A 15147-nucleotide genomic window follows, 5' to 3' on the forward strand; every position below is an offset into this window, starting at 1 on the left:
GTTCACGATTGCGCTCTGCGGGTATTAAAAAATTCCTTGGCTCTACACAGCTTCCGTCGGGGCTTACGATCACCGAAGCAGAAAGTAAGTAAATGGCGCTCCAGAGCTTGCTGGAGCAGTACAATGGTATCCTCGCCGAAGCAGATCGCCTACTTAATGAAGTACAGGCTTCCGAAAAGGCGCTTCGTAAGTACGACACTCGCCTGCTGACTGCCGTCGGCCTTGCCTACGGTAAAGACAGTAGTGAGTACGAAATGGCAGGCGGCACCCGCGAAGGGAAGTAAACACCCCACTCAACCCTCTCCCATTATTGGGAGGGGGTCGCGCGGAGCACCGGGGGAGAGCCATCACAAAATTCCTTCATTAGCGAAAACCCCCTCCGGCGCGATACAATCTGCGGGTTTTTATTATGTTGACCGCCGAAAAAATTTACAAATCGTTTGGGCCACAGGACGTGCTCAAAGACATCACGCTTCAGCTCGGAGACCGCGACCGCATTGGGGTTGTGGGACTCAACGGGCAGGGCAAGTCCACCCTCATTAAGATTCTAGCTGGGCTAGAGGAAGCGGACAAGGGAGTGGTGCACCGGCACGGCTCCACCGTCGGCTACCTCAACCAGGAGTCTCAGTGCCGCCTTGGGGTGACTGTGGGCGAGGAGATGCGCTCCGTCTTCCCGGACATGGATGCTATCGAGGCGCGCCTGATCGCCGCCTCGCAGGCTATCGGGGAAGGGGATATCACAAAATCCGATATCGCTGCACTGGATAAAGCCACCGAGGACATGACCAAGCTGGAGACGCGCTCTATGGACGCTCGCATTGGCCGTGTTCTCTCGGGGTTGCGCTTTGAGCTGGGAGCGGTTGATCGCCTCACCGACACCTACTCCGGGGGCTGGCAGATGCGAATCGCGATGGCCAAGCTGCTTTTGCAAGAGCCCGACTATCTCTTTCTCGACGAGCCGACCAACCACCTAGACACCGAGGCCAAGTTCTGGTTGATGTACGACTACATTCCCAGCTATCCCGGAACGGTGATCTGCATCTCCCACGAAGTGGAGTTTCTCAATCTCACCAGCGAAGAGATCTGGGAGGTTAAGGACATGGAGGTCAATAAGTTCAAGGGCAACTACGACGACTATATCCGCCTTGACGATGAGCGCTACCAGCGCGAGCTCAAGGCCTACGATGCCCAGCAGCGTGAGATCGCGGACTGGAAAGAGTTCGTCCAGCGCTGGCGTGGGAATAAGTCGAAGGCAGGAATGGTGGAGAGCCGCCAGAAGCAGCTCGAAAAGATAGACATGCTGCCCAAGCCCAAGGAGCGCCCCAAGACCATCTATCTCCAGTTCCCAGAGCCGCCACGTGAAGCGCCGGAGCCGATCAGTATCGAGGACGTGGTCAAGCGCTACGGCGATAAGACCGTGCTAAATGGCATCACGCTGCCACTGGTGCGCCAAGACAAGATCGCCCTCACCGGCCCCAATGGCGCGGGTAAGTCCACGCTTTTAAAGCTCGTGGCCGGGATCGAGCAGCCCACGAGTGGCAAGATCGTGGTCAACCCCAAGACTGAGATTGGCTACTTTGCTCAGCACCAGGCCGAAGCACTCTCTCCCAACAACACAGTCTTTGAGGAGACGCTGGCGGGGATTGATCCCAAGATGGAGGAGCTTGCTCGTGGCCTGCTTGCTCGCTTGCAGTTCCGTGGCGACGATGCTCCGTTTAAGAAAATCGGGGTTCTCTCCGGCGGCGAACGCGCCCGCGTGGCGCTGGCCAAGTTTCTGCTGCGCCCCGCGAATTTCTATCTTCTGGATGAGCCGACCAACCACCTCGACCCGCTCGCCCGAGAAGTGCTGATCGAGGCGCTGAAGAAGTTTGAGGGTACAATTCTCATGTCGAGCCACGACCAGCTTCTGATTGACACGGTCGCCACCGGCATCTTCGACATGTCCGACGGTCAGTTCACCATGGTTCTCGACCCCGCCACCGAGCGCATCAAACGCGTCAACGTGTGATGGTCACTGGGGCTTGGGGAGCAAAGGCGCTCTCCAGTAATTTTAGGCCCTGTATCAGAGGCAAGTCGGAGATGTCTAGGACGATACCATCGTAGTGAATCTCTTTGCTGGGGTTGCTCACGAGGTTCATGCTTTTCTGAAGCCAAACGCGCTGCTGCCCATTTTCATCCAGAAAGGCAGTGGAATCATCGTTGGACGGTTTCCACGGACTAGCATCCAGGCCAATGGCCATGAGGAGTGGATAGGCTGCGGGCGAGGGGCCTGATTGCTCCTCCGAGTTCCCTTGCGACTTCAGCATACCAGGTCGCCAGCGCTCCCAACCGAATCTTCCCTCCGCTGAGATCGGCACAGGAAGCTGAGCAGTTTTGAGTGCCGTATCGAGACGGACAAGAAAGGTATCGCGGCGGGCCTCCTTGCGCGTCCACCAGCGACTCTGCTCTTCCGGAGCACTCGTATCGTCCTCTTGCTCCACATCGGCGGGGTCAATCTTCTCTTTCTTGAGGAAGGCAAGCCGCTCAGCTCGTTGCCCCCCTCCCGACCAGGATGCCGTCTCGGAGCCGTAGCCGGGCGGGGCAAGCTCGGCGAGTGCCAGTGCCGTAACTCCAGGAAGAGAGGCAAGACGTCGGCAGTGAGCGGTGAAAGCCGCGAGGTCTATTGCCTCGGGCTCGGCGTAGTCGCGGAGCGTGAGGGGCTCAAATGCTGAGGCTGCCGCAGCCACAGGGGTACGACTCCACTCTTTTGCCGTGCGCCCCAGTAAGTCTATATCGCGTTTCGTCTCCGCCGTGGCTGCTTCAAAGGGGCAGAGAACCGGCACGAGCGAAAGCTTTGCGGCTTTGAGTTTCACTGCCAGCAGTGCGAGGCGCTTCTCCGAGTCCGTACCAGGCGGGAGCGCGATCCGAAGCTCGGTGACCTGGCAGGCTTTTGCCAGCGTGATCAGCGCCTCGCTTTCTTTATCGTCTGCCGGGAGCGGAACATACCAGCCACGGATTCCCGTTTTAGGCCAGCGCACGGGCGGAGGCGGCTCCGGAAGGGGAGTGTCCGGGTGTACCAAATTTAGCGGGAGAATGCCAAGGGTAGCACGAGCACGAAGATTGGGGAGGAGTGCCTCCCCAAAAAGATAGACCTTCGCGCCGACCTGAGTGGGAGCAGGGCGAGTTGGCTCACCGAACTTCTCCGACTCCGTACGGCGCTTCTGGTAGCTCGTCTGTACCTGCTGTTGAAAAAACGACGGCAAGCTCGCCAGCGGCACCGACTCAGGCTGATTCCCTTCGTCTTCGTAGTCACTGGGGCGCTGGAGCTTCCCCCCGAGCTTCCAGAGCGCGTCGGAGGCGAGGCTGCGGCTATCGCGGGGGATATTCTCGGTGGCACGGCTACGGATGAGCCGCCCACGCGCCTGGAGTGCCTCCGCGGCCTCTGCTACGTAGCGCTGGCTCATTTGTTTATTGATACCATCACTGGCGAGCTGTACCGTTTCGTTGATCTCGATATTGGTCGCCACTTGCGCCGTGAGCAAGTAGGTACTGTCGAGCTTGCGGACAGCTCCCTGCAAGCCCCGGCAGAGCCCCGCCAGCACCGTTCCCGCACGCACCATCCCTCGTCCGCGAATTGCCACACTGCGCCCCGCCACGCGCTTGTCACAGAGCAGGTTGAGCCGGGTTGCACGGGCAATACGTCCCACCAGCTCCCCCACCGTCGTCGCGCCCTCCAGAGAGATGGCAGCATCGAGTGTAGCGCTTGCCGGATCGAGCTGGGTGGGTTTGAGACGGGTAGGTGCGAGACCAAAGGGCTCTAGTGCCTCATCGGGGAGATCTTTCTCGGGGGAGAGAAGCACGGTTCGGCGACGCTTGCCTTCTGGGTCGGTGTTTTCCCGGTCGCGGAGAGAAAATGTATTCGCCTCTCCACCCGAGGTAAAGGCCGTGAGACTGAGGCTCTGGTAGATTCGCAGGTGCGGATCGGCGAGGGCACTGGCAGGAAGGCGAGCAGGATGCTCGTCGTCTTTGGGAAAGTTCGGCTCGGTGGGAAAAAAGACATTGGCACGGGCAGGGAGAAGCTGCTGGAAAAGCTTTTTCTGCGCTTTGTTCTCTAGCAGGCCCACTCCAAGTCCTTCGGCACTGCCAATAGCCTTCCACTGGCTCTCGGTGAGGGTTGCCAGAAACCGCATGAGAGTGTCGTAGGGATTGGCAAGCTCCTCCTGCTGTGCGTCGTTCAAGGACATCGTCTGAGGCACGTGCATCTTCGTGGGCTCTGCCACAGTCAGGCCGCTGAGCCTGATCGTCTGGAGACCAAAGCGAGGAAAGAACACGGTTGGGTTCAGTGGCCCCGCTGGCAAGCTTATCGTGGCAGGCGTCGCATTGCTAGGCTCTTCGTCATCGGCGGGCTCACCGCCTTGGGAGAAACGAAAAATATCGGGTGGTGGCTCGTCGGGCTTGCGAAGCGGCGTGTAGCACTCGGGCGCGACGATCAGCAATGGCCCCCGCGTCGCCGCGTTCCAATAGAGCCGCTCCAGCGCCGCCGCGAGGGTATCCACAGGTGGCTGCGGGATGGCAAAAACCAGCGCAAAAATCACTTACTTTGTCCGGGCGACGATCCACTCGCCGATGGTCTTGATGGCATCCGGGGAGAAAGTCTCCTCGATTTGGCTGTACTCGCTGGGAGAGCCGGTCTTGGTGTGCTGAAAAAGATGGTTGAGACCGGGGAGCGAGAGCGCTGTAACTTCTTTATTGCCCGCGTCTTTCAGGTGTCTCTCGATCACGGGAAGGTTCTGCCCTACCAGCACCTGGGTGTCTTTGTCGCCGTTGAGGGCCAGCACGGGGCAGGTCACTTTGGCGAGCGTGGGGGCGGGGTCGTAGATCAGGAAAAAATGCATCCAGGGGTTGGTGAGCTGCATCAGCTCACCCCGCGCGGAGTCCGGCAGCGCAGCGGCCCCGCCCAATCCAAGCGCCTTTGCCATCGCCTCCAGCGCTTTTTCCGGGTCGGCCTCGGCCTTGGCAATGGGAATGAGCTTCTCCTGGTTGGCACGAGCCGCTGCCGCCACGGCCTCGCCCATGCCCGATGCTTTGACCACCGCGACTCCCTGCTCGATCAGCACCTGGTCACCGGAGACCCCGGTGCCTGCGAGCAAGACCATAAAGGCAATCTGGTTTGCGGGCTTGGCGGCGAGCATGGGCGCGATCAGCCCACCCTCGCTGTGGCCAATCAGCCCAATTTTTTGGGGATGGATCTCCGGGCGGGTCTTGAGAAACGCCACTTGGGCCTCGGTATCGGTGGCAAAGCTCGCGCTGGTGGCCTTGGTCAGGTCGCCTTTGGACTTGCCCGCCATGCGGTCGTCGCAGCGCAGGCTTGCAATCCCCCGCCGCGCCAGATCGTCGGCGAGCACGGCAAAAGAGCGGTGCTCAAAGATCGTCGAGTCGCGGTCTTGCTGGCCCGAGCCCGAGATAAAGACCACACACGGAAACGGCCCCGCGCCCGGCGGCACGGTGAGCGTCCCCGCCAGCGTGACACCGGCCTCGGCTGCGTTTGCTATGCTCACCTCGGTGGTCTTGTAGGGAAACGGCGGCTTAGGAGTCTGCGGACGGCGTAGCGCCGAGACCTGTGCCACTTTCTTGAGGCTCATCGCCATCGAGAGTCCCCCCTGCTCAAAGTTACCCGTTAGGCTGTTTTTATCGGGAGAGAGCTGCCCCGTGAACTTCCAGGACGGCGTGGCGCAGGTGACGGTGACCCGCGAGCCTGTCGCGGTCCCACTTGCCAGCTTGAGATCTCGTGCGCCCTGATCCGGGCTGTCCCAGGTGCCTGCCCCTTTGCCGTCGAAGCGAAAGACCATGCGGAGCTTGAGCGTGTTGGGCAGCGTGATCGCCCCTTCGTAGATCCCTGTCATAGGCACCGACTTAGGGGCTGTCGCTTGGGGCTTTGGCTGAGTTTTCGGCTTGGGTTTGGGCTTCTGTGCTAGTGCCAGTGAAACCGGGGCACAAGCCGCAATAAGGGTGAGAATTAAGACAGACTTCATAGTGCTCTCTTTGTAGCATAAAAAAATCCCCCCGCCGGACTCGGCGGGGGGATTCTGCGAAGATTACCGCAGGCGCTTGGCGGCCCAGAAGGCGCTACCAACCGCCAGTCCAAGAGCGACCGCCATATTGGTCAGCGTCCAAGGTAGGGCACTGGCTCCAAACGTCGCCGTGGTGAAGGGGATCGTGGCGTTGTTCCAGTTGGCGAAGAGATTGACGCCAAAGCCCAGCGCCGCACCCGAGGCTACTTTCAGGCCGGGGCCTTTGCGGAGCATCCAGACGAGCAGCGCGGGAGCCAGTGCGGAGAAGCTGAGTAAGTTCCACGCCGAGTCTGCGCCGACGAAGTTTGTCACAGCGTCGGGGAGGAAGAAGCCCCCAGCAATCGCGGCTCCAGTGGTGGCACGCAGCAGGACATTGCGCCGACCCAGCGGGCCACCAAAGGCGAGAAGCAGACCGGCAAAAGCAATTGCAAGTGTGTTGCGCAGCTTCCAGCCGTTCTCCGCCTCGGCCTTGGCCGTCAGCTTGCCGACATTCAGAATGCCCGCGCCGTACTTTTTGACATTGTTCTCCTTGGGCTTGCTCGCGGTCTTCTTGAGCAGATCCAGGATCTTGGCCGGGTCTTTGGTGCCCTGGCTGTAGGCCAGCGCAGCAGCTCCCGCCACATGGGGCGAGGCCATCGACGTTCCCTGGAAGGCGAAGTAGTCGTCTTGCCCGCCCAGAACGGAGTTCTGCAAGATGCCATCATCGGGGTTGCGGGAGTCAATCATGTCGCCACCCGGCGCCGCGAGTGCCACTTGCTTACCCCACGAGGAGAACTTGGAGAGCATCCCACTGGGCCCCACCGACGAGACCGCGATGCACTCGGGGAAGGCGGCGGGGTAGCCCACGCCCTCACGGAAGCTATTGCCCGCGGCGCAGACAATCGTGACGCCCTTCTTGCGAGCGTACTTGCAGGCCTCGTGGATCACGTCGGAGGGGTACATGGAGCCGAGGCTCATGTTGATGATGTTCGCGCCCTTGTCGGCAGCGAAGCGAATGGCATCGGCGATATCGGCGCTATTGCCCGATCCCTCGGCAGAGAGCACTTTCAGCGGCATGATGGTCGCCTCAAACGCGATCCCGGCCACACCCTCGTTGTTGTTGGTGGACTCGGCAATCGTCCCCGCCACGTGGGTTCCGTGCCCGTGGTCGTCGTCGGCGTTGGTGGTCTTGCTCACGAAGTTGTAGCCCGCCGTGAACGCAGTCTGCTTAAAGTCCCGCGCCTGCGTCACGCCCGTGTCAATCACCGCAACGACCGCACCCTTACCCCGAGTGCGCTCCCAGGCCCCTTCCGTATCAATCATACGGAAGTTCCACTGCTTGTCGTACATCGGATCGTTTGGCCGAGTACCAGACGGCTGCGCCGCCTCGGCATCTTGTTTTCGCGCTTCTGCGATAACTGCTTCGCGGTAGCTCTGAGCACGCTGCTCTAAGTCTCCTAAAGCATCTTGCGTTGCCGAAAACGTGCAAACAGTAGGTGGATCAATGACACCCGTTTGACGGTATCGTCTGGCTTGATCAGAGATGTTGGCAATGCTACTGCGTAGCATCAGATCCTCGTTAGGCGCTTCTTGGAAAGTAGGAACAGAACCCTTGAGGTAGAGCAAACGCTTGCCAGTTGCTTGCACTTGCTTCTTTGTAGCTTCATGGATTTCAAGAGAACTCCAACCTACTTGAAGCTCCTCATGAACCGTCGGATCGGTCATCGTTGTGGTTTCGACGGTTGGATCGGTGACTCGGAAGGCGGCAGAAGCACCAGCAGTTTGCTCCAGATGAAACTGAATCTCGGGTTCTGCGGCTTGGACGTGGGAGTCGTTGCGGAGTGCGTTGAGATCGGCCTTGCCCTCAATCACGCGGTAGAGTCGGTTGTCTTTGGCCTCGATGGAGTTCGGGGCGAGCTTCAGGCCATACTGCGCGGCAAACGCCTGAATATCGGCGTCGCTAGTGCCGTCGTTGAAGTCCACCAGAACCATCGGCCACTTTGCCGAGTTGCTGATCTGTGTCGGGTAGGCGATGGGCTCGTAGCTCTCTTTCTGTGTCCAGACGGAGAGCATGGGGACGGCGGTGGCTCCGACGGCGACGGCGATGCCTAGGGTGGCGAGGGTATTTCTCAGAGATTTTGTCATGATGGGTTGATCCTCCGAATCGGTAGAGATTTCTTTTTGGCGATAGGTGTGACAAGGCGGAGCGGGGCTTTGGTTTCGTCAAAGTGCGGGCTGACACCGACAACTTGTCGGTCTTGGTTCACTTCGGGCGCACGTTCATCAAACTTGGGGTTGCCCCCCGCGTGGGACTTTGGGGATTTCATTTCTCAAGCTCCTCTTTCAGTTTCGGGTTGCGCTCCAAAATATACTCATAGCGGTCTTTGAGGCCCGGCGAGCGCTCGTCGAAGAGCGGGTTGCCGCCTGCGTAGTGGGTGTCCTTGGGGTCGCCAAACTCATTGCGCCCCTCACGTTTCACCCAGTCATCAATCAGTTTCTTCAGTTCATCCGAGATCATAAAAGCCCCCTGGCCCCCGCAACGCGAGGGAATGTCTGTTACTAAAGACGATGTCGGCAGGATTATGGTTGCACCGTAGGAGAAATTATAGACCATGTTAGCCCTTCTTCGCCCACTTTTGATCGGACTGCTCTTAATACCCGTGTGTTGCTACTGGGCGCAGGATCAGGTCATAGACCGAATCTTCTCGCTCATGGTGCCGCCGCTCGCACTCACAATTCTTCTAGCACTACTCAACCTGCCCGTGCGAAAAGCGTTCCCAAAGCTTGCGCTGAACGGACGGGAGATCGCGGTGGTCTATGCCATGCTCACCATTGCCTGCGCGATGAGCGGCGAGTGGATGGACATGGTCGCGCCCTCGATGTACGGCTTTGCGGTGTTCTCGCCCAACAACCCACGCTATGGCACCTATATCCTTCCCTATCTTCCCGACTGGTTCTTCTTCCGCGACCCCGCGCCGCTCAAGGAGTTTGGGGAGGGGGGCAAGACCTTCGGGTTCTTTCTCTCGCAGCTCCCGATGTGGTGGCCCAAGATCGGGGCGTGGACTCTGCTTCTGACACTGATCACCACGGCGATGCTCTGTATCAGTGCGTTGCTCAAAGACCAGTGGGTCCACAAAGAGCGCCTGGCGTTTCCTCTGGTTCAGCTCCCGATCGCCCTGACGGAAGAAGCGGGGCCGGGGCAGACACCGCTCTGGAAGAATAAGCTGTTCTGGGGCAGCTTTGCCGTGGTCTTTGCCATTGACATGCTCAACGGCTTCTCGTTTCTCTACCCGCAGCTCCCGCACTTCAACATTCGCTTTCTGGGGGATTTCAACAAGGCATTTGTCTCGCCGCCGTGGAACCAGACCGGCTGGACTCCCGTGGGGATCTTCCCCTATCTCTCCGCGCTGGGCTTCCTGATGCCCACCGACTTGCTCTTCTCGCTGCTCGTGTTCTTTTTTGTGCGAAAGGCCCAGCAGATTATCGCCTACAGTATCGGCAACGAGCAGGGAGTCTTTGGGGGCGGCGGCCTGACACCCAGCCCACCGTATTTCTCGGAGCAGAGCTGGGGCGCGTTTATCGGGCTCTTTGTCAGTGCACTCTGGCTGGCGCGGCCCCACTTAAAGATGCTCTGGGCGCAGATTAGCTCTGGGGAAAAAGACACGGGCGAGAATCCGGGCCTGCCGCCGCGCTTTCTGTTTGTCTTGATGCTGGTCTGTATTGCCGGCACGGCAGCCATTGGGGTGGGAATCGGACTGCCTCTGCTCTTTGTACTACTCTATGTTGGCCTCTTTCTGGCCTTCAGTGTGGCCGTCACGCGCCTGCGAGCCGCGCTGGGCGCTCCCACCCACGAGATGGCGTTTATGGGGCCACACCAGCTTATTTTAGACTTTCATGGCAGCGCCGGGCTCTCCAACGAGCTGCTCACACGCACACTTGCGACGTTTCACTTCATGAACCGGATTCATCGGACGCACACCATGCCGTCGCTTATGGAAGGGCTCTATCTCGCGGACCGGGGCAAGCTCTCGGCCAAAGGGATGTTTCTGGCGCTCTTTCTGGCGATTCCCTTGGGCACAGTGGCGGGCTTTCTGACCCACATCTACTTTGGCTACCACTACACCCCCGTGAGCTGGGTCTCCGGCGAGCTGGGCGGCTTTGTGAGCAATATTCTGAGCACTCCACGCCCGCCCAACCCTACCGCCATGCTCGCCGTGCTGGGTGGTTTTACGACCGTGATGCTCCTGGACTTCATCCGCTTCCGCATCCCTGGCTTCTGGCTCCACCCGGCAGGCTACGCGCTGGCGATGAACTTCGGGGTGGACTACTACTGGTTCGGGCTCTTGATCGTCTTGATCGTGAAAGTCTTCGTCCAGCGCTTCTACGGCCTCAAGGGCTACAGCCAGCTCCGCCAGATCGCCCTTGGTTTAATCGTCGGTGAGTTCATGGCCGAGCTGATCTGGGCCGGATTCTCCATGCTCAACGAGCGCCAGATGACCTACTCCATCTCGATCAACGGCAAGATGAGCTGGGACCAGTAGACCACTCCAACACCACCCCACATCAACGCCGCCCCATGAATGGGGCGTCTCAGTAGCCTGCGGCTGCAAAGCCCGTGCCGGGCTGGGGAATCCGTTGGATTGTAGCCCGGCACGGGCTTTACGGCGGAGGAACGACGCCACCCAGACGCCTCATTCATGGGGCGGCACATTGACGTAGGGCCGCCGTGCGGGGTATCCTTGAGAGGCTATGTCAAACCAATACACGCCCCTGCGCTGGGGCATTCTCGGCCCTGGAAGCATCGCTAACCGCTTCACCGAGTCCATCGCGCTACTCGAAGATCAAAAAGTCGTCGCCGCAGGCTCACGTAGCCCGGAGAAAGTTGCTGCGTTTGCCGATAAGCATGGCATCCCAAACCGCCACGCTAGCTACGAAGCTCTGTGCAACGATCCCGAAGTAGACGCGATCTATGTCGCCACGCCGCATACTTTCCACAAAGAGCACAGCATTTTAGCTCTCAAGAGCGGCAAGCACGTGCTCTGCGAGAAGCCTTTCACGATCAACAAAGCCGAGGCGGAGGCCGTGGTAGCCGTTGCCAAAGAGACGGGCCTATTTCTGATGGAGGGCATGTGGAGCCGCTTCTTTCCGGTCTGGGATAAAGTGCGTGCGCTCCTGGCCGAGGGCGCGATTGGCAAGCCCCGGATGCTCTACGCCGACTTTGGTTTTCGCTGCGGCGCGAGCCCGTCCAATGTGGGGGAGGACGGCAAGCTGGTGGGCCTGAACCCCGAGGCGCGGCTCTTCAACCCGGCGCTCGGTGGTGGGGCGATCATGGATGTCGGCATCTACCCCGTGAGCCTAGCGCAGATGCTGCTCGGCGATCCGGATCAAGTGGCATGTCTGGGGACGCTCGGGCACACCGGCGTGGACGAAAACGTGGGGATGCTCCTGCACTTCCCGAGTGGCGCGGTCGCCGTCACCAGCACGTCGTTTCAGGTCAGCACTCCCTCCGATGTGACACTCCTTGGCGAGAGTGGCAAGATAGAAGTCGCAGGCCCTTGGTGGACGCCGCGTAAGCTCACTCTAACCAAAGGCGGTGAGTCAGAGGTCTTCGAGCTGCCCTTTGAGGGGCCCGGCTTCCAGTTTGAGGCCATACACTTTGCCGAGCGGCTGCGTGCGGGGTACAAAGAGAGCGATATTCTCTCCCACTCTGACAGCCTCGCTGTGATGGGAGCACTCGATAACCTACGGGCCGCAATCGGCCTGAAATACCCGATGGAGTAAAAGAGTACAACAGATATGTCCAAAGATTTTTCGCCCTTACGCTGGGGCATTTTAGGCTGTGGTTCGATCGCCAACCGCTTGGGAGCAGATGTCTCCAAGCTGAGCGATCATAAGATTCAGGCAATTGCCTCGCGCGATCCTGAGAAGGCGGCTAAGTACGCCGAGAAGTTTGGCGTGCACACACAGCACACCGGGCCGGATGCCTACACCAAGCTGGTCAATGACCCGGAGATTGACATTGTCTATGTGGCGACACCGCATAACTTCCACCGTGAGCAAGTGCTGCTGGCGCTGAACGCGGGCAAGCATGTGCTCTGTGAGAAGCCTTTCACGGTGAACTTGAAAGAGGCCGAGGAGCTGGTGGCCAAGGCGCGGGAGAAGGGCTTGTTCCTGATGGAAGGGGTCTGGAGCCGCTGCTTCCCGGTCTGGGGGAAAGTACGGGAGCTGATCGCCGAGGGCGCGATTGGGCATGTGCGGCAAGTCTACTCCGATTTTGGCTATGGTGCAGGCTCGCTGGATGAGAACCACCAGCTGATTATCGGCAACCCCAACGGGCGGCTTTTCTCCCGTGAGCTAATCGGCGGGGGGCTGATGGATGTGGGGGTCTACCCGATCAATATTGCCATGATGATTCTGGGCGAGCCTAGTGTCGTCAAGGCGTTTGGGCAGCTTGGGAGCACGGGCGTGGACGAGAACGTCGGAGTGGTGCTGGGCTTCCCGAACGGCTCGCTGGCGACCTGTACGACCTCGATTCAGGTGACTACCCCGTTTGTGACCACGATTATCGGCACCAAGGGCAAGATCGAAGTCCCGTTCTGGTGGCGGCCAAAGAGCCTAATCTTAACGGCCAATGGTCACACGGACACGCTAGAGTTTTTGCACGAGGGCGAGGGCTTCCAGTTCGAGGCGATGCATGTCGCCGAGTGCCTGCGTGCGGGCAAGACCGAGAGCGATATCCTGCCGCTGGATGGCACGCTCGCCGTGATGCGTGTCCTAGACGCGGTTCGCACCGAGATTGGGCTACAGTACCCCGGCGAGTAGAAAGATAGACGCCCCCACTGCGACTAGATCTTCGTGGTGGGGGTGTGAGAAGAGGACTCACTGCTAAGATCAAACTTGCGAACGCAGTCTAGGAAGTAGAGCACCTCGGCGTTTTTGATGGAGTAGTAGACACAGTTCTTACGCCGCTCTGAGTCGAGAATTTCCATGTCCCGCATGATCTTGAGCTGCTGGCTCACAATGGCTTGCTGGGCTCCCTCACACACACCAACAATCTCTGTAACACGCTGAGGAGTAGTGCTGGTCTCCAGAAAATCTAAGATCCGCAAGCGAAGCGGGTGAGCGAAGATACGGATGACAGGAGAGAGTTGCTCCAGAGTACTCATGCTGAGGGTGATGTTAGCGCTCATAATTATTTCTCCTATAATCATAACTCCCGTGTAAGAAATACGGTAGCTCCAATTTCGCGAATAAGGTTTGAAACTCCATATACTCCGATTCGCCGCATGGTGCTGATCTCAGTGGTAGCGAGTAAGTGCAGGAAATATTTCAGAGCTGGCTCCTGTGACGTAGCGCCCTCCTAAAAGCCCGAAGTGCCCAAGCCTATCGTCAACAGAGACAAAGGCTTCAATTTCGCTGCTGGCCTCCGGCCTCAAAGTCGCTCCGCGACAGGCAGAGCAATTAAGCCCTCATGATTTTTTACTTGGATACGCGCTAGTCGTCCGTCTTGCTCCAAGACTTCCAGAATGCGACAACCATCATGATACTCATGTATTACGAATGGAGCAATATCTTCAAACCCAGGTGTCTTTTGGATGAAGCGTCCTAAAAAGCCAGCATCGAGAACGCCGAACTCTCCACCAAACCAAAGTGAGGCTTCGACAGACTCTCCTGTTTTGGGGTTACCCAAGGCACAGTGGGCTCCATGAAAAAAATACGCCCAGTTTTCGTCGAGTTGCCCGGTTTGAGGATGCGTCCCCCAGTGTTCGGCGTCTCTGAGCAAGCCTAATTTCTCGTAAAGACGAGGCATCAGTTTATTTGCTAGTTGCCGATACGCCCAGGCAGCCTTGTGGAAGCGCTCTAGATGCTCCAGAATCACCGAGTGGGGAAGCACTTGTAAAACGGTGACACGTGCACGGCCCTCCCGTACACCGGCATCAAAAACTCGATGATGAGGAAGAGCAGCGCTCAGAGAGTCGATCAGAGCTTTTTGGTCTTCTTTATTGGCGCTTTCAGAAACCAAAAGAAATAACTCTGGTTTTTGGACGGCGAGCGCCGCCAGCTCTGCCACAGAGGGCAGCTCTTTCCAGGTCGCTCGCTCCAGATGCACAGTTGCCTGCTACCGCCCCTTGATGGCTCCAAAAGTCATGCCGCGCAGCAGGTGGTTGCGCATCAAGAAAGTGAAGATTGCAGCAGGCAAGAGAAATACCATGGCGCGGGCGGCGACTTCGTTCCAGGGGATTGAGCCTCCCCCAATGACTGCCGTGATGGAGGGCGGCGCGGTGAGGGGCTCCAGGCCGGAGAGGAAGTAGCCAAAGGCATACTCGTTCCAGGCATTAAGGAAGACAAAGACAGCCGTGGTGGCCATGCCCGGAATCACCAGCGGCAGGACGGTTTTCTGCATCGCGCGCAGGCGAGAGTAGCGGTCAAGCAGCGCGGCCTCTTCGTACTCCGGCGGGACATCGTCGGTGAAGCCTTTCATCAGCCAGGTGGCAAAGGCAACCCCGACAGTGGTGTAGAGCAGGCCAAGACCAAAGAGCGTGTTGAGCAGCTTAATGCCCGTTTTCTGCTCGATGAGCTGGTACATCAGGTAGACCGGCACCAGCACGACCACCGGCGGGAGCATGCGGGTCGAGAGGATGAAGAAGAGCGCATCGCCCTTGGCCTTGATCTTAAAGCGCGAGAAGGTGTAGGCCGCCAGCGTCCCCATAAAGACCGCGATCACGGTTGAGATGACGCTCACGAGCAGGCTGTTGCCCATCTGCCCCATGAACTTCTTGCCGTCGGCGGTGGTGAAGATCGCGGCATAGTTCGCGCCGGTCGGGGTGAAGACGAACTTGGGCGGCATGGCGTTGACATCGGTGTACTGCTTCAGCGACGTGGCGATCATCCAGCCCAGCGGGAAGAGGTAGGCAAAGAGCGCGATGGCAATGCCGATAAAGGCAAGCACCGAGCGAATCTTTCGGGGAATATAAAACGTCCCCGCGATCAGACCACCGAGCACCGCAAGCCCGATCACAAAGAGCGGCCCGCCTGCCTTGAACGCGCCCCACACCAGGAGAATTCCCAGCGAGACAGGGGCCACTTTCTGCAGGCCAACCAACCACGGCGTGTCCGG

At 59.1% G+C, this 15147-nt stretch carries 13 protein-coding genes; 5 read left to right on the top strand and 8 right to left on the bottom strand.

Going from position 1 to position 15147, the window contains the following annotated elements; translation table 11 throughout:
* Positions 1–92: 92 nt before the first annotated feature.
* On the top strand, positions 93–284 hold the full coding sequence (locus tag RMO15_RS23290) for a hypothetical protein (RefSeq protein ID WP_309717999.1): 192 nt from the start codon (positions 93–95) through the stop codon (positions 282–284).
* A gap of 125 nt (positions 285–409) precedes the next feature.
* The gene (locus tag RMO15_RS23295) at positions 410–2008 is read left to right on the top strand and encodes an ABC-F family ATP-binding cassette domain-containing protein (protein ID WP_309718002.1); all 1599 of its coding nucleotides are present in this window, start codon (positions 410–412) and stop codon (positions 2006–2008) included.
* Here the strand turns inward: RMO15_RS23295 and RMO15_RS23300 are convergent.
* The 5 genes from RMO15_RS23300 to RMO15_RS23320 all read right to left on the bottom strand — a co-directional run bounded on the left by RMO15_RS23300 (position 1998) and on the right by RMO15_RS23320 (position 8547).
* A complete protein-coding gene (locus RMO15_RS23300) occupies positions 1998–4574 on the bottom strand; it encodes a hypothetical protein (protein WP_309718004.1) in 2577 nt (858 codons plus the stop codon). The two genes, RMO15_RS23295 and RMO15_RS23300, sit on opposite strands and share 11 nt — an antisense overlap.
* The gene (locus tag RMO15_RS23305) at positions 4575–6011 is read right to left on the bottom strand and encodes an alpha/beta fold hydrolase (RefSeq protein WP_309718008.1); all 1437 of its coding nucleotides are present in this window, start codon (positions 6009–6011) and stop codon (positions 4575–4577) included.
* Positions 6012–6074: 63 nt separating this feature from the next.
* Positions 6075–8174, bottom strand: a complete 2100-nt coding sequence (locus RMO15_RS23310; RefSeq protein ID WP_309718011.1) for a S8 family serine peptidase — start codon at positions 8172–8174, stop codon at positions 6075–6077.
* Positions 8171–8356 carry a hypothetical protein gene (locus tag RMO15_RS23315; protein WP_309718014.1) on the bottom strand — a complete coding sequence of 62 codons (186 nt, stop codon included), beginning with the start codon at positions 8354–8356 and terminating at the stop codon, positions 8171–8173. The genes RMO15_RS23310 and RMO15_RS23315 overlap by 4 nt, the downstream gene beginning before the upstream one ends.
* Complete coding sequence (locus tag RMO15_RS23320) at positions 8353–8547, bottom strand: hypothetical protein (protein ID WP_309718017.1); 195 nt, start codon at positions 8545–8547, stop codon at positions 8353–8355. The genes RMO15_RS23315 and RMO15_RS23320 overlap by 4 nt, the downstream gene beginning before the upstream one ends.
* Positions 8548–8641: 94 nt before the next feature.
* Between RMO15_RS23320 and RMO15_RS23325 the strand changes: the two genes are divergently transcribed.
* The 3 genes from RMO15_RS23325 (at position 8642) to RMO15_RS23335 (ending at position 12851) form a co-directional block, all read left to right on the top strand.
* Positions 8642–10570, top strand: coding sequence for a DUF6785 family protein (locus RMO15_RS23325; protein ID WP_309718020.1), 1929 nt, complete (start codon positions 8642–8644; stop codon positions 10568–10570).
* 208 nt (positions 10571–10778) lie between these two features.
* Complete coding sequence (locus RMO15_RS23330; RefSeq protein ID WP_309718023.1) at positions 10779–11810, top strand: Gfo/Idh/MocA family oxidoreductase; 1032 nt, start codon at positions 10779–10781, stop codon at positions 11808–11810.
* 15 nt (positions 11811–11825) lie between these two features.
* On the top strand, positions 11826–12851 hold the full coding sequence (locus tag RMO15_RS23335; protein WP_309718028.1) for a Gfo/Idh/MocA family oxidoreductase: 1026 nt from the start codon (positions 11826–11828) through the stop codon (positions 12849–12851).
* 23 nt (positions 12852–12874) lie between these two features.
* Here the strand turns inward: RMO15_RS23335 and RMO15_RS23340 are convergent, their stop codons facing one another.
* From RMO15_RS23340 to RMO15_RS23350, 3 genes are all read right to left on the bottom strand, one after another.
* Positions 12875–13219, bottom strand: a complete 345-nt coding sequence (locus tag RMO15_RS23340) for an ArsR family transcriptional regulator (protein WP_309718033.1) — start codon at positions 13217–13219, stop codon at positions 12875–12877.
* Positions 13220–13461: 242 nt separating this feature from the next.
* Entirely contained in the window at positions 13462–14139 is a 678-nt protein-coding gene (locus RMO15_RS23345) for a hypothetical protein (RefSeq protein ID WP_309718036.1), read from the bottom strand.
* Between the two features lie 9 nt (positions 14140–14148).
* Positions 14149–15147 (bottom strand): carbohydrate ABC transporter permease (locus RMO15_RS23350; protein ID WP_309718039.1); only part of this gene is annotated, 999 nt, incomplete at its 5' end.

Source organism: Armatimonas sp. (assembly GCF_031410135.1).
Taxonomy (GTDB): Bacteria; Armatimonadota; Armatimonadia; order Armatimonadales; family Armatimonadaceae; genus Armatimonas.